Raw genomic sequence first — 25,611 nt, forward strand, 5'->3', positions numbered from 1 at the left:
AATTCGGGTTAATTTATCTAACTTGAAAAATATCCCAACAGTAGTAATTGTTGATGGCGGTTGCTCTGCTGTTTCTTATTTACCTTTTAACGTAATGAGTATTACTCCATTAGTAGATCAACATGATGCAGATTTAAGGCATGGTAATAAGGTTACTTCAGTAATTTGCCAAGGATCTGCGTGGAATAATAATCTCGCTTTACCTGAGTTGGAGTGCAAGTTTATTAGCGTTCAAGCAATTAATAAAAAAGGAGTCTCTATTCAACCAACGACCGAACAATTTATTAACTATCTTAGAGATGTTGCTAATGAGACAAAAGGGGTATCTCAGGTATGGAATCTTTCATTTAATGAGAGTGAGCCATATTATTCGAATGAGGAAATTAGTTATTTAGGGCATGAAGTTAATCGAATTTCCCGTGAATTTAACATATTACCAATTATTTCAATCGGTAATGTAAGCAGATCAAATAATATAAGATTGTGTCCTCCTGCCGACTGTGAATCTGCTTTAACTATAGCGGGACGATGTGCGGATGAAAATGGCATGGCAACTACACCTTGCTCGATGAGCTTGCGAGGGCCTGCTCCGGCAGGGATGAAAAAGCCGGAACTATCTTGGTTTTCAACGTTACGAATGATTGGTGGGGTAATAGATACTGGAACTAGTTATAGTACACCTCTTATTTCATCAATAGCAGCACATGCGTTTAAAAGTCTAAAAGAACCTACTCCTGATTTAGTTAGAGCGTTGTTAATAAATAAAGCTGAGAGGTGTGCACATGATTTGCGTCTAGGTTGGGGATCACCTTGGAAAGAAGGTAATAACCTTCCTTGGTATTGTGATGAAGGGACAGTGACTCTCGCTTGGAATAGTAAAATTCGTGCAGGGTTTGCATATTATTGGAATGATATTCCTCTACCTACTGAAATGTTGGAAGATGGAAAAATTAAAGGAGAAATAATATTAACAGCAATATTAAAACCCTTGGTTTCTGAACTGGGCGGCGAAAATTATTTTGCTACTAGACTACAGTGTTCTTTGCAGAGCATTAGTAACGACGGTAAAGTAAAAAATCTTCTTGGTACTATGAAGGAATCTAAAGAAAAAGAACTTCAGTCTCGCCAAGAGTTAGCTAAATGGAGTCCGATAAGACATCATGGAAAATCTTTTTCAGGAGTGTCCGTTGATAATACGAAGTTAAGACTCTATGCTCGAATTTTTACCCGTGATTTATATCAGTTTGATATGTCATCACACCATGAACTCTCTGAACAAGAGGTATCATTTGTCTTAACTTTTAAAAGTCACGATAAAGATTCTGGTATTTATAACTCAATGAAACAACGTTTAGGACCAAAAGTTGAAGTTGGGATAATTGAGAAAAATATTGATATTGATAATACAATATAAACACATAGTATCCCCTGTATTAGCTGCTTGATACAGGGGCGAATTAGATATTTTTTATCTATCTATTATATCTATGTAAATTAACTGTTATTGACGTGTCAATCCTCGCAGATGAGAGGCTTTTTCGTTTCTATACCCGTCATCTTTCAAGTTGCCTCTTTGTTGGCTGCACTCACTCACCCCGGTCACATAGTTACCTATGCTCCCGGGGATTCGTTCCCTTGCCGTCGCGATCCATCTTGAAATCTTTAGGGTATATATTTAAATTTTTTGTGTAATCGTTGATATTTGCGTGATTGGTATCTCAGATTAGTGTTAATGCCGGTTGTTAAACTGTGTCCAGCCTGAGTGTTAATAAAGATTTCCACAGCCGGTGTTGAAAAGTATAGATTAAGGTAAGAGACTGCCATGCCCCAAATTGCATTCAATCCTATTGAACATCCCCATCGTCGTTATAATCCGTTAACCGGGCAATGGGTTTTGGTCTCTCCTCATCGGGTGAAACGGCCGTGGCATGGGCAGGATGAGCAGCCATTGATAGACAATATTCCGAACTATGATGAGCAATGTTTTCTTTGCCCATCAAATACACGTATTTCCGGTGATAAAAATCCTGCTTATCAAGGAGCCTTTGTTTTTAATAATGATTTTTCGGCTTTAATGCTCGATTCACCTGATTTACCACCATCATGTCATCCACTATTTAAAGCGCAGGGGGTTAGAGGATTAAGTCGCGTGATCTGTTTTTCTCCCGATCACAGTAAGACATTGCCGGAATTGCCGGTTAAACACATTCGTCAATTGATTGATACCTGGAATGAGCACATTGAAATACTGGGTAAGGAATATCTTTGGGTTCAAGTTTTTGAAAATAAGGGTGAAGCAATGGGATGTTCTCAGCCTCATCCACATGGGCAAATCTGGGCGAATAGTTTTCTGCCAAACGAAATTGAACGTAAAGATAAACAACTGCGTGCTTATTACCAAGAACAGAGTTCTAATTTATTGATGGATTATATTCAGGCTGAATTAGCTGATGGTGAGCGGGTTGTGGTCGATACAACCCATTGGTTGGCGGTTGTGCCTTATTGGGCAGCATGGCCCTATGAAACCATGTTGTTACCTAAAGTTCATGTGCGTCGAATGAATGAATTAACGGATCAGCAACGCGATGATTTGGCGGTCGCGCTTAAAAAGCTTACCAGCCGTTATGATAATTTATTTCATAGCGCTTTTCCCTATTCGATGGGTTGGCATTTTGCACCGTTTTTTGAACAAGGCGCTGATATTGAACATTGGCAACTACATGCACTTTTCTATCCGCCATTATTGCGATCGGCTACTGTGCGAAAATTTATGGTGGGTTATGAAATGTTTGCTGAAAAACAACGTGATTTAACGGCAGAGCAAGCCGCTCAGCTTTTGCGTGCTGTGAGCGATATACATTATAAAGAGCAACAATGTTCATTATCGAGTGGCTGATACTATATTTGAGAGTAATGTGATGAAGACTTTAATTAATCGCGTTGAAAATGTTTTTGATTTAGTATTTCATTATATGCCGACACATATTATTCAAGCGCCGGGTCGGGTTAATTTGATTGGAGAGCATACGGATTACAATGATGGCTTTGTATTGCCCTGTGCTATTAATTACCAAATTGTGGTTGCGGCGGCGAAACGAGAGGGTAATATTATCCGCGTTGTTTCGGTTGACTACGGCAATCAATTAGATGAATTTGATATTAGCCAACCTATTACATTTCACGAAAGTAAAATGTGGGCCAATTATATTCGCGGTGTTGTAAAGTGTCTGCTCAGTCGTGGCTATATATTTAACGGGGCAGATATTGTGGTAGCGGGTAATGTGCCACAAGGGGCGGGATTAAGTTCATCGGCGGCACTGGAAACAGTTATTGGTCAAACAATTAAAAACCTTTACCACCTAGTCATTAGCCAAACAGAAATTGCCTTAAATGGGCAGCAAGCTGAAAATGAATTTGTCGGTTGTCATTGTGGCATTATGGATCAATTAATTTCCGCGCAAGGTAAGAAAGAGCATGCATTATTAATTGATTGTCGTCATTTAACCGCGCAAGCTGTATCTATGCCGAAAGATATTGCAGTCATGATTATTAATTCAAATAAAAAACGGGAATTGGTTGGCAGTGAATATAATATCCGTCGGGCTCAATGCGAACAAGCAGCGGCATTATTTGGGGTTAAGGCTTTGCGAGATGTGGCATTAGATGAATTTGAAAAACGTAATGTTGAGCTTGATAGCATAGTGGCTAGACGTGCACGTCATGTAATCACAGAAAATGAACGTACACTTCTGGCAGCAAAAGCGTTGGCAGAGAGTGATATGCCATTAATCGCGGAACTTATGGCGCAATCACATCAGTCAATGCGCGATGATTTTGAAATTACCGTGCCTGAAATCGATACCTTGGTTGATATTGTGCAGCAAGCCATTGGTAAACAAGGAGGAGTGAGAATGACCGGCGGTGGGTTTGGTGGTTGTGTGGTGGCTTTAGTGCCACAAACTTTGGTTGATGTGGTTAAGGCAGCGGTAGAGCAACACTATTTTGCGTTGACAGGTCTGAAAGAGACTATTTATGTATGTCAGGCTTCGGAAGGTGCAGATTTGGTTGAAACATGGTAGGCAATAAAATGATAGATGCTTACTTTGAATTATTGAACGCTTCAATGACACAAGATATTGCTAGGGATGGAAAAAAAGCAAATCTTGTCTGCCTTTCCAATGCCTCGGGTTTTTCTATTGTGTTGATGGACATTGGTGCATCTTGGTTAAGTTGCCGTGTGCCCTTAAGTGGAGAGAAAAGAGAGGTTTTACTGGGTATTGCCACCTTAAAAGATTTTTATAAACAGACCAGTTACTTAGGTGCTACCGTAGGACGATACGCCAATCGGATTGCAAATGGATGTTTTAATCTTGATGGTAAAACTTATCAATTACAGGTAAATCAGGCAGGAAATTGTTTGCACGGTGGGATTGAGGGTTTTGATAAGCGGCGTTGGACAATCACTGCAAGAGATGCTTATTCAGTGAGTTTTACATTACAGTCACCGGATGGTGATCAAGGTTTTCCTGGTAATGTCGTTGTGACCGTTCGTTACGTATTAACCAATGATAATCACGTAATCGTGGATTATTTAGCCCATACAGATGCTGCGACGCCCATTAATTTGACTAATCACGCTTATTTTAATTTATTGGGGGCGGATGCTGGGAAAACATGTTTATCGCATCATCTAGAAGTGAAAAGTGACGGCTATTTACCGATTGATGAAAATGGTATTCCATTGGGCCAACTGGCTTTGGTTGATAATACGGGTTTTGATTTTCGAACACCTAAAGCAATTAACAGTCACTTTATGCTGGATAAACAGCAGCAAATTGTAAATGGATATGATCATTCATTCTGGTTGCAAGCAACCCGTTTGGACACGGATTATGCAATCTCAGTCACCTCCCCTGATGAAGCAATCACAATGAAAATATTCACCACAAAACCGGCTGTGCAGTTTTACTCGGGAAATTGGCTAGGTGGAACGCCTAACCGTGATGGTGGGCGATATGAGAACTATGCGGGAATGGCATTTGAGCCACAATTTTTGCCGGATTCTCCCAACCATCCTGAATGGGAGCAAGAGAGCTGTATACTTCGTCCTAACCAACGCTATAAGCACCGTACTTGCTATCAATTCGAAATCCATAATGCTTATACACATTGAAAAAAATAGGATAGCAATACACTCATAACGGACTGGAAGAGGGGAAAAATTTTTACCTTCTTCCAACCCACGGTTTATTACGGTTTTATCTCGCCAATGGGCAGAATAGTGCGGCCATACTGCTCATTCAGCACTTCCGCCATTGCCAGATAAAATGCGCTGGCACCACAAATTATCCCTTCATAGCCGGCAATCGTCAGAAGAGTGGTATTGCCAGTAAAGTTGCCAATCGCTAACAGAGCGAACAACAGTGTCAGGCCACCAAAGATAAACTGTAGTACGCGGTTAGCCTTGAAGGTGCCAAAGAACATAAACAGAGTAAACACCCCCCACAGGCCAAGATATACCGCTAAATATTGGCTGCTGGTGGCTTCTGCCAGTCCCATTTTGGGCAGAAATAATAACCCAACCAGACTGAGCCAAAACAACCCATAAGAGGTGAAAGCCGTTGCGGCAAAGGTATTGCCTTTCTTATATTCAAAAAGCCCTGCCAATACTTGAGCCAGGCCGCCGTAGAAAATGCCCATACTCAGGATAACGGATGCTAGTGGAAAGAAACCTGCGTTATGCAGATTCAGAAGAATGGTTGTCATGCCGAAGCCCATTAAACCTAAGGGGCCGGGGTTAGCCAATTGATTCGCGTTCATAAGTCCTCTGAAAGAAAGTCATATACCCGTCATCTTTCAAGTTGCCTCTTTGTTGGCTGCACTCACTCACCCCGGTCACATAGTTTTCTATGCTCCCGGGGATTCGCTCCCTTGCCGTCGCGATGCATCTTGAAATCCATAGGGTATAAATAGCAAAGGGGGCGAATCATAATGATCTGTCAGCAAGGAAACAATGACCTTTGAAATAATAAAAAGGTTTTTTTTCGCATCCCCCCTTGATGATAGTTTTAACGACCCCATCTTATAATCAACCGCAGTTGCTAATCGCTGCCCTAATACAGTCAGTGTATATAAGCAAGGGTGAGGAATCGCGTAGAGGCATAAAAATAGGTGCCATTGAAAAGCAGAGAGTTATCCTCATATTGGTTAGCAACTTGATTGATTACGAATTTCTTTGGAGGCGTTTAGATGGGTAAAATTATTGGTATCGACCTGGGAACTACCAACTCTTGTGTAGCTATTATGGATGGCACGACAGCTCGTGTGCTGGAAAACAGCGAAGGTGATCGCACAACGCCTTCCATCATTGCTTATACCCAGGATGGAGAGACTCTGGTTGGTCAACCGGCTAAACGTCAGGCTGTTACTAACCCGCAAAATACATTGTTTGCTATTAAGCGTCTGATCGGCCGTCGTTTCCAAGACGAAGAAGCGCAACGCGATGTCGCTATCATGCCATACAAAATTATTGCGGCAGATAATGGCGACGCATGGCTGGAAGTGAAAGACCAGAAGATGGCTCCTCCTCAGGTTTCTGCTGAAGTTTTGAAGAAGATGAAGAAAACGGCAGAAGATTATCTGGGTGAGCCAGTGACTGAAGCGGTAATCACCGTACCTGCCTATTTTAACGATGCTCAGCGTCAAGCAACCAAAGATGCTGGCCGTATCGCAGGTCTGGAAGTAAAACGTATTATCAACGAGCCAACCGCTGCTGCACTGGCTTATGGCTTGGACAGAGAAGTAGGTAACCGTACTATCGCGGTTTATGACCTTGGTGGTGGTACTTTCGATATTTCTATTATCGAAATTGATGAAGTTGACGGCGAAAAAACCTATGAAGTGCTGGCAACCAACGGTGATACTCACTTGGGCGGTGAAGACTTCGACAGCCGTATGATCAACTATCTGGTTGACGAATTTAAGAAAGATCAGGGCATTGATCTGCGTAATGACCCACTGGCAATGCAACGTCTGAAAGAAGCCGCGGAAAAAGCAAAAATTGAGCTCTCTTCTGCACAACAGACCGATGTTAACCTGCCATATATCACCGCAGATGCAACTGGTCCTAAGCACATGAACATCAAAGTGACCCGTGCGAAACTGGAATCACTGGTAGAAGATCTGGTTAAACGTTCTATGGAGCCTGTACGAGTCGCATTGCAAGATGCCGGCCTGTCAGTTTCTGATGTGAACGATGTCATTCTGGTGGGCGGTCAGACCCGTATGCCAATGGTACAGAAAGTGGTTGCTGACTTCTTCGGTAAAGAGCCACGTAAAGATGTGAACCCTGACGAAGCGGTAGCAATGGGTGCTGCGGTACAGGGCGGTGTTCTGGCCGGTGATGTGAAAGATGTCTTGTTGCTGGATGTTACACCACTGTCTCTGGGTATCGAAACAATGGGTGGCGTTATGACTTCCCTCATTGTGAAAAACACCACGATCCCAACCAAACACAGCCAGGTGTTCTCTACGGCGGAAGACAATCAGTCTGCGGTAACTATCCATGTGTTGCAGGGTGAGCGTAAACGTGCCGGTGATAACAAATCTTTGGGCCAGTTCAATTTGGATGGTATTCAGGCAGCACCTCGTGGTATGCCTCAGATTGACGTGACTTTTGACATCGATGCTGACGGTATTCTGCATGTGTCCGCTAAAGACAAAAATAGTGGCCGCGAACAGCAGATCACTATCAAGGCTTCTTCCGGTCTGAATGAGGAAGAAATTCAACGGATGGTTCGTGATGCAGAAGCGAACGCGGAATCTGATCGTAAGTTTGAAGAGTTGGTACAAGTTCGTAACCAGGCAGATCAACTGGTTCACGGCACGCGTAAGCAAGTGGAAGAAGCGGGTGACAAGCTGCCAGCAGAAGATAAAACCGCGATTGAAAGCGCTGTAGCTGAGTTGGAAAAAGTTGCTAAAGGCGAAGATAAAGCGGATATCGAAGCGAAAATTCAGGCTTTGGTTCAGGCTTCCGCTAAGCTGTTGGAAATTGCTCAGCAGCAGGCTCAGGCTGGTGCAACCGCAGATGCTGGTGACAGTGCGAAGAAAGATGACGATGTTGTAGACGCTGAATTCGAAGAAGTTAAAGATAAAAAATAATAGCCCTTAGCGGGCGCGGTGACAGTTAGATGATGATAACTGTTGCTGATTAACCGGCACGGGCGTTGAGGGAACTCTGCGCCCGTGCGCGCATGTTAAGGGTAAAATAAGAGATGGCGAAAAGAGATTATTACGAGGTTTTGGGGGTTTCCAAAACAGCGAGCGAAAAAGAGATTAAAAAAGCCTATAAGCGGCTGGCGATGAAATATCATCCTGATCGTAATCAGGGCGATAAAGAGGCAGAAAGCCAATTCAAAGAAGTTAAAGAAGCTTATGAAATTCTGACGGATGACCAGAAACGGGCTGCTTATGATCAATATGGTCATGCTGCTTTTGAACAAGGCGGCATGGGCGGCGGCGGAGCTGATTTTAGCGATATCTTTGGTGACGTTTTCGGTGATATTTTCGGTGGTGGTCGTCGTCAACAGCGTCCAAGCCGCGGTGCTGATTTGCGTTACAGCATGGAGTTGACGCTGGAAGAAGCGGTTCGTGGTGTGACCAAAGAGATCCGTATCCCGACACTGGAAACTTGTGATATCTGTCATGGTAGCGGCGCTAAAGCAGGAACCAGCCCTGTAACCTGTTCAACCTGTCAAGGTGCTGGTCAGGTTCATATGCGTCAGGGATTTTTCACCGTTCAGCAACCTTGCCCACACTGTCATGGCCGTGGTCAGATTATCAAAGATTCTTGCCATAAATGTCATGGTCATGGGCGAGTTGAAAGATACAAAACCCTGTCTGTCAAAATCCCGGCGGGTGTGGATACCGGTGACCGTGTTCGTTTGAGTGGTGAGGGTGAAGCGGGGGCTAAAGGCGCACCCGCAGGTGATTTGTATGTTCAGGTACAGGTGAAATCACACCATATTTTTGAGCGTCAAGAAAGTAATCTCTATTGTGAAGTGCCGGTTAACTTTGCAATGGCGGCACTGGGTGGAGAAATCGAAGTTCCAACTCTCGATGGCCGTGTGAAACTGAAAATACCTGCGGAAACCCAGACAGGTAAAATGTTCCGCATGAAAGGCAAAGGTGTTAAATCTGTCCGCGGTGGTGTTCAGGGTGATTTATTGTGCCGGGTAGTGGTAGAAACGCCGGTTAAATTAAATGAAAGACAGAAAGAATTACTGCGCGAATTGGGTGAATCTTTCGGTGGGGCCGGCGAAGAAACGAATAGCCCACGTTCTAAAAGTTTCTTCGATGGCGTAAAGAAATTTTTTGATGATTTGACCAAGTAAATATCTTCACATAATAGAGCTGGATTGTTAAATAAAGCTCGAATTATGGGTAAAAAGTCCTCGTTTTGGATGAGGACTTTTTGTTTTGGTTAAGAATTATAAACTAAACGTAATTTGTGTGAGCAAATTATAGGCATCATCCTCTTTTGGTGTCACTGATGGGTGATGAGTATACGATAAGCTATTAGTCCAATAGATGCCGTTGTAAACACGATAGCTATACGCTACAGAAGCGGTTGCACTATAACTTTCAGCAAGTTGACCATTGCGAGCAAAATAATTTTTTGCATCGTCGCTGAACTTATTATAGGCCAGACCAAAAGTAACCATATCGTTTGGACGCGAATCAAATGGACCAATGCTGAACAGTGATAATGAAATGTCGGCATTAAACAGGTTACGATCCTTTGGCGCATAGTTGGCTTTACCGTCAATATACCAGCCACGGAAAGGCATTGACGTATCCGGCTTGGTTATTTGGTGGGTAGCGGCGATATAATGAGAGTAAGTGTAATTTTCATACTCTGAATTGTTATAGTTAAAATAAGGGGTTTTATTGAACACCGATCCACCCCGAAGCCAGATCATATTTTCCGTTTCATTGGCATTAACACGATAACCTAATTCGTTGATGACTAAGGTTCCTGCACTGGGAAGTTTCCAGCGCAGACCATAGGTATTATATTTTGAATCGGTTTTTAAACCTTCTGAGCTTTGACTTCTGGCAACGCCAATGTGGTCATACCAACGTTTATTTTCCGATAAAAACCGAATATCTATTGATGGGCTTGGTTTGCTAATGGTTAGTCCAGCTTGGGACAACATCACACTGGTTGGCCCTAGCGCTGATGATGCTGTACTGCTACCCAAAAATAAGCCATAAAAATGGGAGAGTAGTGTCGTATAGCCATAATTTAATATGACTCGATCATTCAATAAGGGTTGATTAATGGAAAAGGCTGAGACAAAAGGATGTCCATCTTGACCATTATTTTTGAAGTTATTATAAGCATAGGTTAAACCTAAACGCAGTTGTGCTTTATCAGTGAAACCAATCCGTGATAAATCATAAGTGAGTTCTGTCGCGGCGATATTACCGGTAGTTAAGTGCTGTCCCATATAATTGGGACTAGGCGTATTTTTCCAGCTTCTTGATATATCGTAGGTTAGATTAGTAAGTAGTTGAAAATTTGCATAAAAGCCACGATCTGCCATCTCTTTTCTAAGGCCGCCCCATTCAGGAAATACCGTATCGCATGCAGATGAAACCGAAGGTGTTTCTGGTCCTCTTGGTAAAAGGGTATCATACGAGTGGCAGTTATTTTCCGCTGCTACAGTGACATTGTTATAAAGCAAAATAAGTGGAATCGTGAGTAAAAGAAATTTATTGGTTATTTTCATTTTCTACCTCCGGGGCTTGAAGGGTATTACCGTGACTGCTGATCACCGCTTTATACCAATTAAAACTTTTTTTACGCCGCCGTTCTAATGTTCCATTGCCTTGGTCATCACGATCAACATAAATAAACCCATACCGTTTTGACATTTCTGCGGTAGAAGCGCTGACCAAATCTATTGGCCCCCATGAGGTATATCCTAATAACTGAACTCCATCTTCAATGGCTTCCCGTATCTGAAATAAATGATCGTTAAGATATTTAATACGATAATCATCAATAATAGAGCCATCGTTTTGAATAACATCTCTGGCGCCCAAACCGTTTTCTACAATAAACAGGGGTTTTTGGTAACGGTCATATAGCATATTGAGAAGATAGCGAATGCCTTTAGGATCGATTTGCCATCCCCATTCTGAGCTGGACAGATAAGGATTTTTCACCGGATTAATGATATTCCCCGAGGTCTTGATAATCTCAAGGTTTGTTGTTGCGCAGCTACTCATGTAGTAACTGAAAGAGAGGAAATCAACCGTTTCTTTGAGTGCTATTTTATCTTCATCTGTGATATCAAGTGTGATATTTTTTTCTTTAAATAGACGGGGCATATAAGATGGATAATATCCACGAGCTTGTACATCAAAGAAGAATAGCCATTCACGATTCTTTTTCAATGATTCTAATATATCATCGGGATGACAAGTTAATGGGTAATAAGGGGCCGCTGCCACCATATTACCTATTTTTGCATCAGGAATAATTTCATGGCAGGCTTTAACTGCGTTGGCACTGGCAACTAATTGATAATGTAGTGCCTGATAAATATCTTGAATTTTACTGTTTTCTGGTAATCCTGCACCTGTAAAACAGGAGAATAAAGACATATTAATTTCATTGAATGTCAGCCAATATTTTACTTTATGCTGGTAACGTTCAAAAACAGTTCTGGCATAATGGTCAAAAAATGCAATTGTTTTCCGATTTCCCCAACCACCATATTTTTTTACTAAGCCATAAGGCATTTCAAAATGAGAAAGCGTAATGAGTGGTTGAATATTATATTTTATCATTTCGTCAAACAGGCGATCATAAAAAGCCAGGCCGTTTTCGTTCGGTATTTCTTCATCTCCCTCAGGGAATATACGTGTCCAGGCGATGGAGGTTCTCAGGCATTTAAATCCCATTTCAGCAAATAGCGCAATATCCTCAGGATAACGATGATAAAAATCGATACCAATATCCTTAATATGAAAATCACCTAAATTGCGTTCTATGCTGTGACCAATGACGCCGTGGGGTTGCATATCTGAGGTTGATAACCCTTTTCCATCTATTTGATGGGCTCCTTCAACCTGATTTGCCGCCAGCGCTCCTCCCCAAAGGAAGTTATTTGGAAATTGTTTTTTCATGATTTTCCTCTTGTTAATTGCTCGTTAAACTTGGAAGATATCCTCTTAATATGATTCTTCCTCTCAGAGTTTAAATTAATTTTTTGTACCGGATGTTATTGGTGAAACTTTTACTTCTGATGGTAAACCGAATAAATAGGTTGCGATACAAGAAAAGATAAATGAACCTAACGAACCTAATATGACACTCCAGAAAGCACTATCTATGCCGGTGGGAGAAATAAATGAGGTGAACGCAAAGATACCCATGCCGCCAACGTTATATGCTGTTCCTGAATAGAAGCCGACAATTGCTCCGCCAAGCGCCCCACCAATACAACCGATAATAAATGGGCGTTTTAGTGGTAATGTCACACCGTAAATAGCAGGTTCAGTGATGCCAAAGAGACTTGATATCAGTGCAGTACCTGATAATGTTTTCATATTCTTATCACGTGTACGTAAAAATACCCCCAGAGTTGCACCTGCTTGACCAAATATTGCTGGCTGGAGCAGTGGGGAGAGCATATCTTTTTTCTGGGTCATCATGTTATTGATCATTATTGGGATAAGTCCCCAATGCAGACCGAAAATAACACAAACTTGCCACAATGCGCCCATCAGGAGTCCGGCAATGACCGGGTTTAATTGATAGAAGAAGAGATATCCGGCAGCCAGGCCATTACTAAGCTCTGTTGCTACAGGGCCAATAACTAGAAAAGTTAAAGGAACGGTAATTAACAGGCACAGGAAAGGTGTGGCAAACAGTTTGACGGAGGAATGAAACCAGCTATTAAACTTCTTTTCCAGCAAGCAGCTAAACCATGCTGATAAGATAATGGGAATAACGGTTGAGCTATAATTAATGAAAGAGATAGGAATGCCAAGGAAATTGAGGTGAACAGCAGGAGTCGTTTGCGAAAGTTTAAATGCCTCGGTCATGGTGGGATAGGTTAAGGCGGCTCCGATCACCATAGTAATAAAAGGGTTGCCTCCGAACCGTTTACCTGCGGTATATCCTAATAAAATAGGCATGAAATAGAGCATGGCATCGCCGGTAGCGTATAAAATTTTATAGGTCCCGCTGTCTATGCTCATCCAATTGAACACGTCGGATAAAGCGAGAATACCTTTAATTAATCCGGCGGCGACCAATACACCTAATAGCGGGGTAAAAATACTGGAAATGATATCAATGGTGACATCAAGAATACGTTTTAAACCTTTTGCATTATCTTGTTTTATCCCTTGCGGTGACGTTACACTTTGTTTAACTTCGGTTTTTTCTGTATTATCTTGTAAGTATCTATTAATATCGTCGTAAACATCCCCTACGTGACTACCGATGACGACCTGATATTGCCCACCACTCTCTACTACGGTAATAATTCCCTTAGTCTGTTTGAGTAATTCGCTATTGGCCAGACTGCTATCTTTAAGTTTAAATCGTAAACGAGTAGCGCAATGGACCAGGCTAGATATATTCTCTTTCCCACCTATTGCGCTGACTATTTTCTTTGCCAGACTTTCGTATCTCATTAGACTTCCCCTTCATTTAATACGCTGAAAACAGCGAAAGACCGAATTTAAGGCAAAAAAAAACCTAACCCATCATCTATAATCGCCCTGGAATAAGGGGATCGTGACGTGATGGATTAGGTTTTGCCCGACGCCAGTCGCAACTAAGTCGGTAACAAGCCTATATCAGTTGGTTAAAAGCTAGTTATTCCTTGTGATACTTGCAAGTCATTAAATATAATTTTGGTAAAAATGTGATACTTATCATAAATACCTTGGGTAAGTTGGGTATGTTGCTGTGCCGTTGACTTTGTAAAAATAATGCCTTAGCCTGAAAGATAACATAATGAATATAGTGTACAGGAGTGTTACTGATAAGATCAGGCACAACCAGGTCACAAATATATTTCACCTATTTTATAGGCTTAGGTTGGAGCATATATACCCTAAAGATTTCAAGATGCATCGCGACGGCAAGGGAGTGAATCCCCGGGAGCATAGATAACTATGTGACCGGGGTGAGCGAGTGCAGCCAACAAAGAGGCAACTTGAAAGATGACGGATATAATAGTTTATCCTGTAAGGTATCTCTTTTGTTAACGATAGTAAAACTCATAAATAATAATGTTGTTCTTGCCATTGATGAGAATAATAATGAAGTTATTCTAATGGATAAGGGCATAGGTTTTAATAGAAAAAAAGGCGATAGGCTGAATGTTCAAGATGTTGCGAAAGTTTTCACTGTTGAAAAGAACGATAGAATTAATCAAATTATTGCGACTATTCCAGTCTCAGTTATAGAGCTAACCGAGAAAATTATCGCATTAGGGAAAGATCTTCTTGGCAAATCTCTCAACGATTCATTACTCATTACTTTGTCAGAGCATTTAAACTTTGCATTTGAGCGTGTGAGTAAAGGATATCAGATTGGTAATGTCTTACAATGGGAGATCCCTCATCTTTACCCGTTGGAATATGAAGTCGGTAAACAGGCACTTATCTATATTAATGGCCAGATTGAAAAACCATTACCGCCGATAGAAGCCTCATTGATTGCCTTGCATTTTGTCAATGCTCAATATGAAGGGCAAACGATGGGAGATACATTAAAATTAACGAATTTGATTAATAAAACGGTTAAGCTCATTCACTACTATTTTCATGTTAACCTTGATACAACCTCGGTAAATTACTCTCGTTTTATTACCCATTTGCGCTATTTCCTGATTAGACAAAATAAAAATGAGCATTCTTCTGCGATTGAGATGGATTTTTCTCTGCAAGAGTTGATAGAAGAAAAGTATTTCAAAAGCTACAACTGTGCAGTTAAGCTAATTAAATATCTGAGGGAGAAATATCAATGGAAAGTGCCCGATGATGAATTGATTTATTTAGTCATTCATATAGAACGGGTGGTTAATGATAGTTATAAGAGCAGGGAATTATAAGTAAGTGGAGCGTCAAAATAAGTGTCAATTGCTAATGGTATTAGGTGAGTATATTTATACCCGTTATCTTTCAAGTTGTCTCTTTGTTGGCTGCACTCACTCACCCCGGTCACATAGTTATCTATGCTCCCGGGGATTCGCTCACTTGCCGTCGCGATGCATCTTGAAATCCATAGGGTATATGTGATTTAGGCTTTTTTCAGGTAATAGATTAGAGGTGGAGGATAAAATGAGAGATGAAGATTTTGCAAAAGAGATCATTATATTTACTGGCGGACAAGAAAATATAAATAAAAGTTGGCATTGTGTTACCAGATTGCGTTTTAATATTATAGATGATAGTAAAGTAGATATTGTTGCGATCAGAAAAATGCAGGGGGTTATTGGGGCACATTTTCACAGCGGGCAATTACAAATAATTATTGGTAATAGAGTTGTTGAAATATTTAGTGAAATAATTAAGCAGTTAAAAGAAAATGAAGGAAATCATTATGGTCTAAAAAAGGGTTTCATTAGTCATATTCTTGACGTCATTTCAGGCATATTTGTTCCCGTATTGCCGGCAATTGTAGGGGCGGGTTTACTTAAAGGCGGGTTAATTTTTTTCTATATGATGGATTGGGTTTCAGAGCAGAGTAATGAGTATAAGTTATTATATATTCTTTCTGATACACCTCTCTATTTTTTGCCTGTTCTTTTGGCTTTTTCAGCAGCAAGAAAATTTAAAACAAATGAATTTATTGCAGCCACATTAGCGTGTATTTTAATTTATCCAACATTATCTCATCTTGTGAGCAGTTCTGGTGGCGGATATTTTAGTGTATTTGGTATTACTATTCCCGCTAATCATTATAGTTATACTGCCATTCCAATTATTTTAGGGGTTTGGTTGCTCAGTTATATTCATCGATGGGTAGATAGGTTTATTCCAACGGTATTGAAAATAATACTTACACCATTATTGGTCTTATTAATTTCCGCACCTATTTTATTGATTATTGCTGCACCGTTGGGAAATACAATTGGTTTGTATCTTGAAAAGTGGCTTTTAATATTATTTTCCGTGGCTGGACCGTTTGCGGGATTATTGTTAGGTGGATTGATACCTATTTTAGTTATTACTGGGATGCATTATGCCTTTTTGCCAAGTGTTTTTGCTAACTTTAAGTCTCTTGGATACGATTTTATGTTATTACCTATCAGTTTTGCGAGTAATATTGCACAAGCTGGTGCGACATTAGCCGTCGCAATTAAAATTAAAGATAGGCAAATGAAATCATTAGCTTATTCATCTTCATTCTCTGCTTTTTTAGGTGTAACTGAACCTGCAATGTATGGCGTTACGCTTAAATTAAGAAAACCTTTTTATGCTGCATTAATGAGTGGAGCCGTTGGTGGCGCTATTATAGGTATTTTCTCTGTGAAAATATTTGCTTTTAGTGTACCGGGCTTGGTGTCATTACCTTTTTATATACAAAAAGATAGCAATAACTTTATTTTTATTTTGCTTGGCATTTTTAGTAGTTTCTTAGTGGCATTTATATCCACTTTATTAATGAAATTAGAATCTAATGTTGATTCTATAGTATTAATAAAGCCACGCTTTTCAAAAAAGAAGAAAATCATATTACGTTCTCCGATGACCGGCACAACAGAATCTCTCTCAAGAGTACCTGATGATACTTTTTCTGAAAAAATTATTGGTGATGGTATTGCTATTATTCCTACCGAAGGTGTGGTTAAATCGCCTTTTAATGGCAAGGTTTCAATGATTACTCCGACTGGACATGCTATTGGTTTAATTTCCGATCAAGGAGTAGAGTTATTAATTCATATTGGTATTGAAACGGTAGGTTTGCAAGGTGCAGGATTTAATTTACAAATTATAGAAGGGCAGAGAGTGGTTGCCGGTGAGGTATTAGTTAATTTTGATCTGGAATTTCTTCAAGAGAATAAAATTCAGATTATATCGCCAATTATCGTCACTAATAGTGAGGAATATCACTCAATAATGCCGACTAAAAGAAGAAGAGTTATTGGATGTAAAGATGATTTGTTGGTTATTAATCGATGTTGATTTGTTTTCCAAGTAATTAGTGTATGTTGATAATATTCTTAATGCTTTTTTTATTTAAAGATTGCGATATGACCAGTTTTAATACCTGTTAATTATTCATGCTGTTTTCTCGTTATTATTGTCTTATTTTATCTTTTCTGTCGAATTCTTAGAAATTATCTAGCTATATAAATTCTGAAAAAATATATTTTTCATAATATTAAGTCATATTGAATACTAATATTTGAGGTGAAAAATTAAACGATCTACATTGCAATTAACCCTAAAAGGGCTACTTTTTATTGTGTAATAATATAAGGTAGCGGAATGGCCGCAGCCTGACATCCCTAAAAAGGAAGAACGACGAGCACTACTAAAATGACTACTGCTGAATTCGAAAAAATCCACGCTGAAATAGCAAAATTAATGGCAGAAACGACAAAGATAAATCGTGAAGCGATATGGTATCCGATTGTTGTTGCTTCTACTCTTATTGGTGCAGTAGCGACTATCACAACTCTATTGCTCAAATTCATTTAATTAATTGGCCCCGTAAGGGGCTTTGTTCTGGAATACTTATGCGACTGATCGGCAATTATTCTCCTCCTACTACAGAAGATCTCATTAAACTCAAAGAAGAATTAGGTTTCACGGGAGAACAAATGGCCGATTTAGCGGGAGTTTCCGGTAACAATCAATGGAGAAAATACACGGGTGGGAAAATACCACGTGTTATTTCTCTGCACATTCTATTCTATACCCTATGGATTTCAAGATGCATCGCGACGGCAAGGGAGCGAATCCCCGGGAGCATAGGTAACTATGTGACCGGGGTGAGTGAGCGCAGCCAACAAAGAGGCAACTTGAAAGATAACAGGTATATATAGCAACACAGTTAACACTATCATAAGATGATTTAAACCGCATTTTGGCTAAGATGCGGGAAATTGGTGCTAATGTAAGATAAATAGGCACGCTCCACTTAACGATTTCCTCTGATTGATAATCTATTTTATTGAGATGTAGATCATCAATAGATCGGTTATAGCGAATTATTCTGGTCATAAAATCGATTTTTTTCGAAACCATAGCTAGAGTACCATTTAAGTCCGATCAGTTTCAGAGGTTAATCATCGTGACAGCAATTATTCGTCAATTCCTGAAATTAGAAGCGGCTGGAGGGCTTCTTCTTATCATCACTGCCATTATTGCGTTGATAATGGCAAACTCGCCATTACAGGGTATTTATCAGCAATTTCTTAATATTTCGGTGGCAGTACAATTCGCTGCACTGGAGATCAATAAGCCTTTGTTGTTGTGGATTAATGACGGCTTGATGGCGGTCTTCTTTTTGATTGTTGGTTTGGAAGTAAAACGGGAACTGTTGGAAGGCTCTTTGGCAGGGCGTGATAAGGCACTATTTCCGGTGATAGCGGCGATAGGTGGTATGGTCGCTCCGGCACTAATATATCTACTCTTTAATGGCAATGATGAGTTTACCCGTCAGGGTTGGGCTATTCCTGCGGCAACCGATATTGCTTTTGCCTTGGGTGTGATGGCGCTATTGTCTAAGCGAGTACCAACAGAACTCAAGGTTTTCTTGTTGGCACTTGCGATTATTGATGATCTGGGCGTTATCGTGATTATCGCTCTGTTTTATACCAAAACGGTTTCTCTTGTGGCGCTTGGATTGTCAGCGGCAATGATTGCTTTGCTGGTTTGGATGAATTGGCGCGGTGTCGAAAAAACATCGGCTTATTTGGCTGTTGGCGCTATCCTTTGGGTTTGCATCTTGAAATCGGGTGTTCATGCAACACTCGCCGGCGTCATTGTTGGTTTTCTGATTCCTCTGCGTGGCCAGAATGGTCATTCACCATCTGAATTACTTGAGCACGGTTTGCATCCTTGGGTGGCGTATCTTATTTTGCCATTATTTGCATTTGCCAATGCAGGTGTAGCCCTGAATGGCGTTACGTTAAATGGTTTGACCGATATATTGCCGTTAGGTATTGCTGTGGCTCTGTTTCTTGGTAAACCATTGGGCATTTTTCTTTTTAGCTATATTTCTATTCAGATCGGATTTGCTAAATTGCCACAGCAGATTAATCTTAAACAGATATTTGCGGTTTCTGTTCTTTGTGGAATTGGCTTTACTATGTCTATCTTTATTTCAGGATTGGCTTTTGAAGGGGTGGATGAATCTTTCAGTGTCTATTCCCGTCTTGGCATTCTGATGGGTTCAACCATCGCTGCGTTTATGGGGTATGGCTTGTTACGAATGGTCTTACCAAAGAAAAAGTGATGGCAGAGTGGTGATAAATTCATTAATTTAGCCAAATGAAGTTCTACATTTTAGAGAAAATTTCTGGACTGACTCATCATTTTTGTATTTGCGGTACAACAACTAGAATTGTATCGCGGATGCTTTATGTAGTGGAAAAACAGAAAATCACCGGGAGACGGTGGATTAGTAATGTATGGCTGGCGTTGTCTACCAGACGAAGGCGATACATAAGGAAAAAAGTATGCGGGTGTCACATCTGAATTTTAATCATCTCTATTATTTCTGGCATGTTTGCAAGGAAGGATCTGTGGTTGGGGCGGCAGAAGCGCTTTATCTAACACCTCAAACGATCACAGGACAGATAAAAGCGCTGGAGGAGCGTCTGGGAGGGAAACTGTTCAAACGTCAGGGCAGGGGATTAGTGCCATCAGAGCTAGGGCAGCTTATTTTCCGCTATGCGGATAAGATGTTTATGCTGAGCCAGGAGATGTTGGATATTGTTAACTACAGCCGTGAATCTAATCTTTTATTTGATGTTGGTGTTGCTGATGCACTGTCCAAACGTCTGGTTAGCCAGGTATTGAAAACGGCGGTTGTGGAACATGAACAGATTCATCTACGTTGTTTTGAATCAACCCATGAATTGTTGCTGGAACAACTCAGCCAGCACAAACTCGATATGATATTGTCTGATTGCCCGGTGGATTCTTCCCAACAGGAAGGGCTGTTCTCGGTAAAACTGGGTGAATGTGATGTGAGTTTCTTCTGCCGACAACCTATCCCGGAAAAACCTTTCCCGGAGTGTTTGGAGGAACGTCGCTTATTGGTTCCAGGGCGTCGCTCTATGTTGGGGCGTAAGTTGTTGACTTGGATACGTAATAAAAATCTTCAGGTTGAAGTACTAGGTGAGTTTGATGATGCTGCGTTAATGAAAGCGTTTGGTATGTATCATAATGCGATTTTCGTGGCGCCATCTTTGTATACCAATGATATTTTTATAGATAATGATATTGCCGAGATTGGTCGGTTAGATGCTGTGCAGGAAGAGTATTATGTGATTTTTGCTGAACGAATGATTCAACACCCGGCTGTTCAAAGGGTATGTAATAAAGATTTTTCTGCGTTGTTTAATGTGCTATCTAAGAAGCGTACTTAAAAATAATTGATAGTCACTGTTAACACAAAAAAACCGGCGCAGGCCGGTTTTTCAGTAACCCAACCGCAAATTATTGCATTGCGTTGATTTGCGCCGTCAGATTAGATTTATGACGTGCTGCTTTGTTTTTGTGGATCAGACCCTTACAGGCGTGACGATCAACAATAGGTTGCATGTCATGAAATGCTTTCTGCGCAGCTTCTTTATCGCCGGTAGCGATAGCAGCATATACCTTCTTGATAAAGGTACGCACCATAGAACGACGACTAGCGTTATGCTTACGACGTTTTTCAGACTGTATGGCGCGTTTCTTAGCTGATTTGATATTAGCCAAGGTCCAACTCCCAAATATATTCTATCAAGGACAATTCAAAGGCCGAGGAATATGCCTGTTCAACCTTCTTTTGTCAATGGATTTGTGCAAATAAGCGCCGTTGTACCGCGGCAACTTGTTTCGTTGTGATGGCGCAGGATTTTATCAGCTTACTTAGTGGGAATACAGTCTTTCACAATAAAAATCTCATTGAATAGTCCAGATAGAAATAAAATGAATATTTTTCGGGATTCCTGCTCGTTTTTGTTGTATGAATCAGGGCTATTGATTTAAATCATCTTATGATGGTGGGTTAACCTTGAGCTTTGTACAAGGTATAATTTGGCAATTTCCAGGGTATTGAGCCAGCTATGGAGCTAATTCGCGGTATACGTAATATCCGGACATGTCACCGCGGTTGCGTGTTGACGATTGGTAATTTTGATGGTGTCCACAGAGGTCATCAGGCACTACTGAAACACTTAAAACACGAAGGGCAGCGTCTGGGATTACCAGTAATGGTCATGATTTTTGAGCCACAACCTTTGGAGTTTTTTGCTAAGGGTCATGCGCCTGCGCGTCTGACGAGATTGAGGGATAAAGCCAAATATCTCGCCCAATGTGGAGTGGATTATTTATTATGTGTGAAATTTGATAGAAATTTTGCGGCAAATACGCCAGAAGCCTTTGTTTCACGGTTGCTGGTGGAAAAATTGGGTGTTAAGTTTCTCGCTGTAGGAGACGACTTTCGTTTTGGTCAATCTCGCAGTGGTGATTTTGCCTTTTTGCAGCGAGCCGGTGAGTCATACGGCTTTGATGTGACCAGCAGTGAAAGTTTTTGTGATGATGGTTTACGGATTAGCAGTACAGCTATCCGTCAAGCACTGCAAAATGATGATTTGGTATTAGCCGAAACATTATTGGGACATCCATACAGCATTTGTGGTCGGGTCGTTCATGGTAAGCGACTAGGGAGCACTATTGGTTTTCCAACAGCAAATTTGCCGTTAAAACGATTAGTGGTTCCGGTACACGGCGTTTATGTTGTTGAAGTTTATGGTTTAGGAGACCAGCCTTTACCGGGTGTTGCCAATATTGGTACACGTCCAACAGTCTCTGGTCAGGGTCAACAACTTGAAGTACATCTAATTGATACCCAAATGGATCTCTATGGGCGTTATATTGATGTGGTGTTACGTAAAAAATTGCGTAATGAACAGCGGTTTGCTTCCCTTGATGCACTCAAGCAGCAAATTGCGAATGATTTGGTTGCTGCGAAGGAATTTTTTAAGCAGCTACCTGTGTCATGTATCTAGCGGAAAATTGGAATTGAGAATCGAATGAGTGACTATAAAAACACCCTGAATCTGCCAGAAACAGGGTTTCCAATGCGCGGAGATTTAGCAAAGCGCGAACCAAATATGTTAAAACGTTGGTACAAAGATGAGTTGTATCAGGTAATTCGTAAAGCAAAAGCCGGTAAAAAAACATTTATTCTGCATGACGGCCCTCCTTACGCGAATGGCAGTATTCATATTGGTCACTCAGTCAATAAGATTCTCAAAGATATTATTATTAAATCCAAAGGAATGGCGGGATATGATTCGCCGTATATTCCTGGTTGGGATTGCCACGGTTTGCCTATTGAGCTTAAGGTTGAGCAGATTATTGGTAAACCGGGGGAAAAATTTTCCGCCGCTGAATTTCGTGCCGAGTGCCGCAAATATGCCAAAGAGCAAATTGAAGGTCAGAAGAAAGACTTTATCCGTTTGGGCATATTAGGTGACTGGGAACGGCCATATTTGACGATGGACTTTAAGACAGAAGCCGACATTATTCGTGCATTGAGCCGTATTATCGCTAATGGTCATTTGTTGAAAGGTGCCAAGCCTGTTCATTGGTGTACTGATTGTCGTTCATCACTGGCCGAAGCAGAAGTTGAGTATTACGACAAAACTTCGCCATCAATTGACGTGCGTTTTAATGCGGTTGATGCAGTTGCCGTTTGTGAGAAATTTGGTGTGCAGGCACCAGAACAACCGGTCTCTCTGGTTATCTGGACAACCACGCCGTGGACGTTGCCGGCTAACCGGGCGATCGCTTTGCATGCTGAATTTAACTATCAATTAGTACAGATTGAGGGTGAATGCCTGATCCTGGCTGCTGATTTGGTAGAAAGTGTGATGCAGCGTGCAGGTATAACTTCGTGGACAGTGCTAGGGCATTGTGCGGGTTCCGCGTTGGAGCTATTGCGCTTTAAACATCCATTTATGGGTTTTGATTCACCGGTAGTACTGGGTGATCACGTGACTTTGGATGCGGGTACCGGTGCTGTGCATACGGCCCCAGGTCACGGCCCGGACGACTTTGTTCTCGGTCAGAAATATGGTTTGGAAGTTGCAAATCCGGTTGGCCCTAATGGTTGTTATCTACCCGGAACTTATCCTTCTCTGGATGGCATGTTTGTCTTTAAGGCGAATGATGTTGTGCTGAATATCCTGAGTGAAAACAATGCATTGTTGCATTTGGAAAAATTACAGCATAGTTATCCCTGCTGCTGGCGTCACAAGACGCCTATCATTTTCCGCGCCACGCCGCAGTGGTTTGTCAGCATGGATCAAAATGGTCTGCGTAAACAATCGTTGCAAGAGATCAAAGGGGTTCAGTGGATACCGGGTTGGGGTCAGGCCCGTATTGAGGCAATGGTTGAAAACCGTCCTGACTGGTGTATTTCACGTCAACGCACTTGGGGCACGCCGATGTCTCTTTTTGTCCATAAAGAGACGGAAGAGCTTCATCCACGTACTATCGAATTGATGGAAGAAGTTGCAAAACGTGTTGAAGTTGACGGTATTCAGGCGTGGTGGGATCTGGAGCCAGCCGAACTGTTAGGTGATGATGCGGCTAACTATGTCAAAATTTTTGATACGTTGGATGTTTGGTTCGATTCGGGATCAACTCACGCATCGGTGGTTGATGCCCGCCCTGAATTCCAGGGTAATGCTGCGGATATCTATCTTGAAGGTTCAGATCAGCACCGTGGCTGGTTTATGTCTTCCCTGATGATCTCAACGGCAATAAAAGGTAAAGCACCTTATCGTCAGGTGTTAACGCATGGTTTCACTGTCGATGGTCAGGGCCGTAAGATGTCTAAATCTATCGGTAATACCATCAGTCCGCAGGATGTCATGGATAAATTAGGGGCAGATATTCTGCGTCTATGGGTTGCTTCTACCGATTATACCGGCGAAATTGCGGTATCCGATGAGATCTTGAAACGCTCTGCTGATGCATATCGTCGTATCCGTAACACGGCGCGTTTCTTGTTGGCAAACCTGAATGGTTTCGATCCTGAACAACATAGCGTTAAACCAGAAGAGATGGCGGTGCTGGATCGTTGGGCTGTGGGGTGTGCTCAAGCGGCACAGGCGGACATTGCCAAATGTTACGATAAATATGATTTCCACACTGTTGTTCAACGTATGATGCAATTCTGTTCCGTGGAGATGGGATCGTTCTATCTCGATATCATTAAAGACCGTCAATACACTGCTAAGAGCGATAGTTTGGCTCGTCGCAGTTGTCAGACTGCGCTGTATCATATTGCGGAAGCATTGGTTCGCTGGATGGCACCTATCCTCTCCTTTACTGCTGATGAAGTTTGGAATGAGTTGCCTGGCAAACGTGCTCAATATGTATTTACCGAAGAGTGGTACGGCGGTTTGTTTGGTCTGGCGGCAGGCGAACTAATGAACGATGCTTTCTGGGCTGATTTGTTGGCTGTGCGTGGTGAGGTTAACAAAGTGCTGGAGCAGGCACGCGCAGACAAACATATCCGTAGTTCACTGGAAGCCGCGGTGACGCTGTACGCCGATAATGAATTGGCGGACAAACTGAATAGCCTCGGAGATGAATTGCGTTTTGTTCTGCTAACATCTCAGGTTGTTGTTGCAGATTATGAGCAGGCTGGTGAAGATGCGCAACAAAGCGAAATCGGTAGTCTGAAAATTGCTTTCCGCAAGGCGGATGGCGAAAAATGTCCTCGTTGCTGGCATTACGCTAAAGATGTGGGATTGGTGGCGGAACATGCAGAACTTTGTGGCCGCTGTGTAACTAATGTTGCCGGTAACGGCGAAGAGCGTAAGTTTGCCTGATGAATAAACCCATTTGCTCCACCGGCCTTCGCTGGCTTTGGTTAGTTGTTGTGGTATTGATTTTGGATCTGGGGAGTAAGCAGTTAGTGTTGCAACACTTTCATCTGTATGAATCCGTTCCATTGATACCTTATTTTAATCTGACTTATGCCCAGAATTTTGGGGCGGCTTTCAGTTTCCTTGCAGAGAAAGATGGTTGGCAGCGTTGGTTCTTTGCATTCATTGCCGTTGCTATTTCAGTTGTCCTGATGGTGATGATGTATCGTGCCAGCGCAAAGAAGAAACTGAGTAATATCGCTTATGCCCTGATTATTGGTGGAGCACTGGGTAATCTGTTTGACCGGTTGGTTCATGGCTTTGTCATCGATTTTATTGATTTTTATGTCGGTGATTGGCACTTTCCAACTTTTAATATCGCCGATATGGCGATATGTATCGGGGCGGGATTGGTTATCATTGATAGCTTTCTAAGCCCGGATGAAAAGACCATCAAAGTGGGATAAGT

The 25,611-nt window shown here is 41.6% G+C and carries 20 protein-coding genes; 15 read left to right on the forward strand and 5 right to left on the reverse strand.

Translation table 11 applies throughout. From position 1 onward, the window contains the following. Window positions 1-22 precede the first annotated feature (22 nt). From PluTT01m_RS02935 to galM, 4 genes are all read left to right on the forward strand, one after another. Window positions 23-1,414, forward strand: coding sequence for a S8 family serine peptidase (locus PluTT01m_RS02935; protein ID WP_192880128.1), 1,392 nt, complete (start codon window positions 23-25; stop codon window positions 1,412-1,414). 408 nt (window positions 1,415-1,822) lie between these two features. Further along, the gene (locus tag PluTT01m_RS02940) at window positions 1,823-2,896 is read left to right on the forward strand and encodes a UDP-glucose--hexose-1-phosphate uridylyltransferase (RefSeq protein WP_011144954.1); all 1,074 of its coding nucleotides are present in this window, start codon (window positions 1,823-1,825) and stop codon (window positions 2,894-2,896) included. Window positions 2,897-2,918: 22 nt separating this feature from the next. Then, window positions 2,919-4,079, forward strand: coding sequence for a galactokinase (galK, locus tag PluTT01m_RS02945; RefSeq protein WP_041380563.1), 1,161 nt, complete (start codon window positions 2,919-2,921; stop codon window positions 4,077-4,079). Beyond that, window positions 4,073-5,173 carry a galactose-1-epimerase gene (gene galM / locus PluTT01m_RS02950; protein WP_370445583.1) on the forward strand — a complete coding sequence of 367 codons (1,101 nt, stop codon included), beginning with the start codon at window positions 4,073-4,075 and terminating at the stop codon, window positions 5,171-5,173. Before galK ends, galM begins: the two co-directional genes overlap by 7 nt. Window positions 5,174-5,250: 77 nt before the next feature. On the opposite strand, the gene satP is transcribed toward galM, so the two are convergent. After that, on the reverse strand, window positions 5,251-5,820 hold the full coding sequence (satP, locus tag PluTT01m_RS02955; protein WP_011144957.1) for an acetate uptake transporter: 570 nt from the start codon (window positions 5,818-5,820) through the stop codon (window positions 5,251-5,253). Window positions 5,821-6,249: 429 nt separating this feature from the next. On the opposite strand from satP, the gene dnaK reads away from it, so the two are divergent. Together dnaK and dnaJ are read left to right on the forward strand one after the other, a co-directional pair. Next, window positions 6,250-8,160 (forward strand): molecular chaperone DnaK, encoded by a 1,911-nt coding sequence (dnaK, locus tag PluTT01m_RS02965; RefSeq protein ID WP_011144958.1) that lies wholly within the window; start codon window positions 6,250-6,252, stop codon window positions 8,158-8,160. A gap of 113 nt (window positions 8,161-8,273) precedes the next feature. Next, window positions 8,274-9,392 (forward strand): molecular chaperone DnaJ, encoded by a 1,119-nt coding sequence (gene dnaJ, locus PluTT01m_RS02970; RefSeq protein WP_011144959.1) that lies wholly within the window; start codon window positions 8,274-8,276, stop codon window positions 9,390-9,392. 96 nt (window positions 9,393-9,488) lie between these two features. On the opposite strand, the gene PluTT01m_RS02975 is transcribed toward dnaJ, so the two are convergent. The 3 genes from PluTT01m_RS02975 to PluTT01m_RS02985 form a co-directional block, all read right to left on the reverse strand. Then, complete coding sequence (locus PluTT01m_RS02975) at window positions 9,489-10,793, reverse strand: carbohydrate porin (protein WP_082302855.1); 1,305 nt, start codon at window positions 10,791-10,793, stop codon at window positions 9,489-9,491. Then, window positions 10,777-12,198, reverse strand: coding sequence for a 6-phospho-beta-glucosidase (gene ascB / locus PluTT01m_RS02980; protein WP_011144961.1), 1,422 nt, complete (start codon window positions 12,196-12,198; stop codon window positions 10,777-10,779). The genes PluTT01m_RS02975 and ascB overlap by 17 nt, the downstream gene beginning before the upstream one ends. A gap of 75 nt (window positions 12,199-12,273) precedes the next feature. Next, window positions 12,274-13,716: a PTS transporter subunit EIIC gene (locus PluTT01m_RS02985; protein ID WP_011144962.1), complete on the reverse strand. Its 1,443-nt coding sequence runs from the start codon at window positions 13,714-13,716 to the stop codon at window positions 12,274-12,276. Between the two features lie 527 nt (window positions 13,717-14,243). Here PluTT01m_RS02985 and PluTT01m_RS02990 point away from each other — a divergent pair. The 6 genes from PluTT01m_RS02990 to nhaR all read left to right on the forward strand — a co-directional run bounded on the left by PluTT01m_RS02990 (window position 14,244) and on the right by nhaR (window position 20,639). After that, on the forward strand, window positions 14,244-15,143 hold the full coding sequence (locus tag PluTT01m_RS02990) for a PRD domain-containing protein (RefSeq protein WP_228956730.1): 900 nt from the start codon (window positions 14,244-14,246) through the stop codon (window positions 15,141-15,143). Window positions 15,144-15,372: 229 nt separating this feature from the next. Then, window positions 15,373-17,220, forward strand: a complete 1,848-nt coding sequence (locus tag PluTT01m_RS02995; protein WP_011144964.1) for a beta-glucoside-specific PTS transporter subunit IIABC — start codon at window positions 15,373-15,375, stop codon at window positions 17,218-17,220. 357 nt (window positions 17,221-17,577) lie between these two features. Beyond that, window positions 17,578-17,739 carry a hypothetical protein gene (locus tag PluTT01m_RS27080; protein ID WP_011144965.1) on the forward strand — a complete coding sequence of 54 codons (162 nt, stop codon included), beginning with the start codon at window positions 17,578-17,580 and terminating at the stop codon, window positions 17,737-17,739. Between the two features lie 38 nt (window positions 17,740-17,777). Further along, window positions 17,778-18,086: a hypothetical protein gene (locus PluTT01m_RS27205; RefSeq protein WP_192880127.1), complete on the forward strand. Its 309-nt coding sequence runs from the start codon at window positions 17,778-17,780 to the stop codon at window positions 18,084-18,086. A gap of 248 nt (window positions 18,087-18,334) precedes the next feature. Beyond that, entirely contained in the window at window positions 18,335-19,501 is a 1,167-nt protein-coding gene (nhaA, locus tag PluTT01m_RS03005) for a Na+/H+ antiporter NhaA (protein ID WP_011144966.1), read from the forward strand. 223 nt (window positions 19,502-19,724) lie between these two features. Continuing rightward, window positions 19,725-20,639, forward strand: coding sequence for a transcriptional activator NhaR (nhaR, locus tag PluTT01m_RS03010; RefSeq protein WP_011144967.1), 915 nt, complete (start codon window positions 19,725-19,727; stop codon window positions 20,637-20,639). A 70-nt stretch (window positions 20,640-20,709) separates the two neighbouring features. Here nhaR and rpsT read toward each other — a convergent pair whose 3' ends face one another. Then, entirely contained in the window at window positions 20,710-20,973 is a 264-nt protein-coding gene (gene rpsT / locus PluTT01m_RS03015; protein WP_011144968.1) for a 30S ribosomal protein S20, read from the reverse strand. Between the two features lie 350 nt (window positions 20,974-21,323). Between rpsT and ribF the strand changes: the two genes are divergently transcribed. Genes ribF through lspA form a run of 3 tightly spaced genes read left to right on the forward strand, consistent with a single transcriptional unit; the run spans window position 21,324 to window position 25,609 of the window. Then, the gene (gene ribF, locus PluTT01m_RS03020; protein ID WP_011144969.1) at window positions 21,324-22,268 is read left to right on the forward strand and encodes a bifunctional riboflavin kinase/FAD synthetase; all 945 of its coding nucleotides are present in this window, start codon (window positions 21,324-21,326) and stop codon (window positions 22,266-22,268) included. 24 nt (window positions 22,269-22,292) lie between these two features. Then, window positions 22,293-25,106, forward strand: a complete 2,814-nt coding sequence (gene ileS / locus PluTT01m_RS03025) for an isoleucine--tRNA ligase (RefSeq protein WP_011144970.1) — start codon at window positions 22,293-22,295, stop codon at window positions 25,104-25,106. Next, complete coding sequence (gene lspA / locus PluTT01m_RS03030) at window positions 25,106-25,609, forward strand: signal peptidase II (RefSeq protein ID WP_011144971.1); 504 nt, start codon at window positions 25,106-25,108, stop codon at window positions 25,607-25,609. Before ileS ends, lspA begins: the two co-directional genes overlap by 1 nt. Window positions 25,610-25,611 lie beyond the last annotated feature (2 nt).

Source organism: Photorhabdus laumondii subsp. laumondii, assembly GCF_003343245.1.
In the GTDB taxonomy this organism is placed as follows: domain Bacteria; phylum Pseudomonadota; class Gammaproteobacteria; order Enterobacterales; family Enterobacteriaceae; genus Photorhabdus; species Photorhabdus laumondii.

What these genes read in the sequence shown, in the direction of transcription:
- satP (WP_011144957.1), bottom strand. Translation starts at nt 5,820, where the DNA reads ATGAACGCGAATCAATTGGCTAACCCCGGCCCCTTAGGTTTAATGGGC.
- nhaR (WP_011144967.1), top strand. Translation starts at nt 19,725, where the DNA reads ATGCGGGTGTCACATCTGAATTTTAATCATCTCTATTATTTCTGGCAT.
- dnaJ (WP_011144959.1), top strand. Translation starts at nt 8,274, where the DNA reads ATGGCGAAAAGAGATTATTACGAGGTTTTGGGGGTTTCCAAAACAGCG.
- PluTT01m_RS02940 (WP_011144954.1), top strand. Translation starts at nt 1,823, where the DNA reads ATGCCCCAAATTGCATTCAATCCTATTGAACATCCCCATCGTCGTTAT.
- ascB (WP_011144961.1), bottom strand. Translation starts at nt 12,198, where the DNA reads ATGAAAAAACAATTTCCAAATAACTTCCTTTGGGGAGGAGCGCTGGCG.
- dnaK (WP_011144958.1), top strand. Translation starts at nt 6,250, where the DNA reads ATGGGTAAAATTATTGGTATCGACCTGGGAACTACCAACTCTTGTGTA.
- PluTT01m_RS27205 (WP_192880127.1), top strand. Translation starts at nt 17,778, where the DNA reads ATGCGACTGATCGGCAATTATTCTCCTCCTACTACAGAAGATCTCATT.
- lspA (WP_011144971.1), top strand. Translation starts at nt 25,106, where the DNA reads ATGAATAAACCCATTTGCTCCACCGGCCTTCGCTGGCTTTGGTTAGTT.
- PluTT01m_RS02995 (WP_011144964.1), top strand. Translation starts at nt 15,373, where the DNA reads ATGAGAGATGAAGATTTTGCAAAAGAGATCATTATATTTACTGGCGGA.
- PluTT01m_RS02985 (WP_011144962.1), bottom strand. Translation starts at nt 13,716, where the DNA reads ATGAGATACGAAAGTCTGGCAAAGAAAATAGTCAGCGCAATAGGTGGG.
- ribF (WP_011144969.1), top strand. Translation starts at nt 21,324, where the DNA reads ATGGAGCTAATTCGCGGTATACGTAATATCCGGACATGTCACCGCGGT.
- ileS (WP_011144970.1), top strand. Translation starts at nt 22,293, where the DNA reads ATGAGTGACTATAAAAACACCCTGAATCTGCCAGAAACAGGGTTTCCA.
- galK (WP_041380563.1), top strand. Translation starts at nt 2,919, where the DNA reads ATGAAGACTTTAATTAATCGCGTTGAAAATGTTTTTGATTTAGTATTT.
- PluTT01m_RS27080 (WP_011144965.1), top strand. Translation starts at nt 17,578, where the DNA reads ATGACTACTGCTGAATTCGAAAAAATCCACGCTGAAATAGCAAAATTA.
- galM (WP_370445583.1), top strand. Translation starts at nt 4,073, where the DNA reads ATGGTAGGCAATAAAATGATAGATGCTTACTTTGAATTATTGAACGCT.
- PluTT01m_RS02975 (WP_082302855.1), bottom strand. Translation starts at nt 10,793, where the DNA reads ATGAAAATAACCAATAAATTTCTTTTACTCACGATTCCACTTATTTTG.